Below are 2,786 nucleotides of genomic sequence, written 5' to 3'. Positions count from 1 at the left end.
TCTGCATACCAATATACGAAATCTGCAAAGTCTTTGCAGAACTAAATACAACTATAATATCTTGATTACTAATAATATACACGATGTTTACTTTCCTTCGGCAATAAATCTTTTGTTGTAGTTATTATGCAGATTATCAATATGTTAAATACCTACCAAACATATTAATTTGCAGATTTATGATACCAGATTTCTATCAAAAATAGGGCATAACCATCTATTAATTAATTATTTAAGTTCTTGTCTTATATGATATAGGCTAAAACTTATTTCCATCTTAACTGTTGAAGATGGTTTTCTTGTCTAAATTATATCCAATAATTATTGACTATAATAATATATTCATTAGCAAACGATAATCTAAGAAAAAGAAAAACTCCAGATGAAAAAATGCATATTTTATTACTGTATATTTTAAAATATGCAGGGGTGGATTCAAATATTCTCCAAAATCGCAGAGAATATGATTGATGAATATTCATATTGGATGGTTATATGCTTTTTCTGTATCAAAGAGATTGTGTAATTACATCTAATTATGTAAAAAGAAGTATTTATCATTTATCTGACGCTAAAATGAAAGAACCCCAAATGCCGGATTCTAATAGCTATTAGAGGCTATCAGAGTTATAAATTAGCTTTTAATCCTTTCCTTTTAAAGAAAGCAAGGGCTTCTCTACGACCAATGACTCGTTCCTTTTAAAGGAACACTTTATTCCTTTAAATGGGACGAGTGATAATATTCGTAATAACGATGTGTATTTAGGTTATGTATATGCGTTTTTGAAACTGATATTGCATATTCTTTCATTTAAGTATACACTTTTCTTTCTATTAGAGAAAATTAGCCCCTCCATTTCTAAAACTAAATCTTAAAAACAGAACACTTTCATCTAGCTTTTGTACCTATTATTATTTTTTGATGAGGCCGTTTTCTCAAGATCACGTACCACTGTTATATCCATTATATTTGCATATACCTGTGTAGTCTTCACACTTTTGTGTCCTAATAGCTTTTGTACCGTAGTAATATTGGCACCACTATATAATAATAAGGTGGCATTTGTATGCCGGGCGGTGTGAAATGACACACGTTTATCTATTTTCGCCAAGCCTGCTAATAAATTCAATTCTTTGTTGATATTAGAATTGTCTTTTAACTTAAAGAAGCTGTCAAGATCATCTTTATAGCGTTGCAATATCTCGATTCCTTTGCCTTCAAATAATAAATATAAAGGAAGACGTACCTCAATACCAGTTTTAACAGACTTGTATATAATCCAGGTTTCCTGATGGAATTCAACAATATTTGCGGAGGTCAGACTGGTGAAATCAGAATATCGTAACCCTGCGTAGCAACAAAATAAAAAAGCATCTTTTGTTTTTTGTAGCCTCGTATATCTTCCTGTTAGCTGTAAATTTTCAAAGCGATATAACTCTTCCGGAGCCAGGTGCGTATGACTTCCCTCTATACTTTTAATTTTATACTTTCTAAAAGCATATTTTTGTATATCCATATATTCCTTATTTATAGCAACGTTAATATATCGTTTTAGATGCTTCATGTGCTTGGCAATGGTATTAAGGTGATAGCCTTTAGACTGCAAGTGATTATCAAATGAGGACACAAATTCAAATGTCAAATCGGTGAATAATATCTCTTTCTTAAATTCCTGAAGTAATTCAAGGGTGGAAAGATGATTTTGTCTGGTGCTCTCTTTCAAAAGAGAATTAGCTACTTCTTCTTTGAAGAAAGTTAAGAATGAGCTCCCGTTACTTAGAGGCTTATCAATCGAATTCTTTAATAAATCTAGCGATATTGGCTTTCCTTGTTGCCATAATCCAAGTTCAGTATGCTCAATAGCTGCTATATTCTCATACAACATACGATTCAAAACATTGGCGTTAGGATGATTCTTCACCATCTTTCGTTTAGCATCCCACTGATCGGGTTTGAGATATATTTTGGTGGAGAAATACATTTTTTTTCTGTTCAGATAGGCCTCTACCTGTACTAACGCCATTCCTTTTTTATTCAATCTCTTCTTTCTGTTAAACACAAGGTTGTAACTGATCTTTTCCATACTTTCATTTTTAAATTAATAATAGAACAAATTAGACGTAATTCTGTGCTATATCAGAGACGAATAAGCATTAATATCTCTAAAAAAACAAATCTCCAAATAACCGAGTATTCACAAAACTTTAAATTAAATGCCACTTTTTTATTCGCTTTTCCACGAAAAAAGCAAAAAGAATAGCTTTTAAAGGTGTTTTATGACTAAAAACGAGTAAAAGAAATATTAAAAGATGCATTTTGCTCATACAAAGTGTTACTAGCTATTTTAGCAATCAGCGCTTTTAATAAGAAAAAACATGCTTATCGGCATAAATACAGCACATAAAATAACAAAATGTTATATTTGCAACCTTTTTTTATTAATATAATTGTTAGTTTCAGTTTTATTAATATATTTGCAAATTGTTAGAGTAAAGATACAAATAATGTAAAGTTAAACTTTAAGAGAGAATTTATGAAAAGAAAATTGATGCTGTTATTGGCATGCCTTTTTGTGGGCATAGGCCTGGTAACTGCCCAAACTCAAAAAATCACAGGCGTTGTGATTTCTGAAGAAGACGGGCAGCCAGTTGTTGGCGCTTCTGTGTTGGTAAAAGGTACCACTCAAGGTACAATCACAGATGTAGATGGTAATTTTAATTTGTCGAATGTACCAAGTTCTGCAAAGACTTTGCAGATTTCGTACATTGGTATGCAGACGCAGGAA

2 protein-coding genes are annotated in these 2,786 nt (G+C 31.5%); one reads left to right on the top strand and one right to left on the bottom strand.

The window, feature by feature from the left end:
- Window positions 1-893: 893 nt before the first annotated feature.
- Entirely contained in the window at window positions 894-2,084 is a 1,191-nt protein-coding gene (locus tag HMPREF0106_RS00985) for a site-specific integrase (RefSeq protein WP_004315066.1), read from the bottom strand.
- A gap of 450 nt (window positions 2,085-2,534) precedes the next feature.
- On the opposite strand from HMPREF0106_RS00985, the gene HMPREF0106_RS00990 reads away from it, so the two are divergent.
- Window positions 2,535-2,786: carboxypeptidase-like regulatory domain-containing protein (locus HMPREF0106_RS00990; RefSeq protein WP_009041212.1), on the top strand; the 252-nt coding region annotated here is incomplete at its 3' end.

Origin of the sequence: Bacteroides sp. D22 (genome assembly GCF_000163675.1) — a bacterium.
Taxonomy (GTDB): Bacteria; Bacteroidota; Bacteroidia; order Bacteroidales; family Bacteroidaceae; genus Bacteroides; species Bacteroides xylanisolvens.
This window is presented reverse-complemented; position numbering and strand designations above follow the sequence as displayed.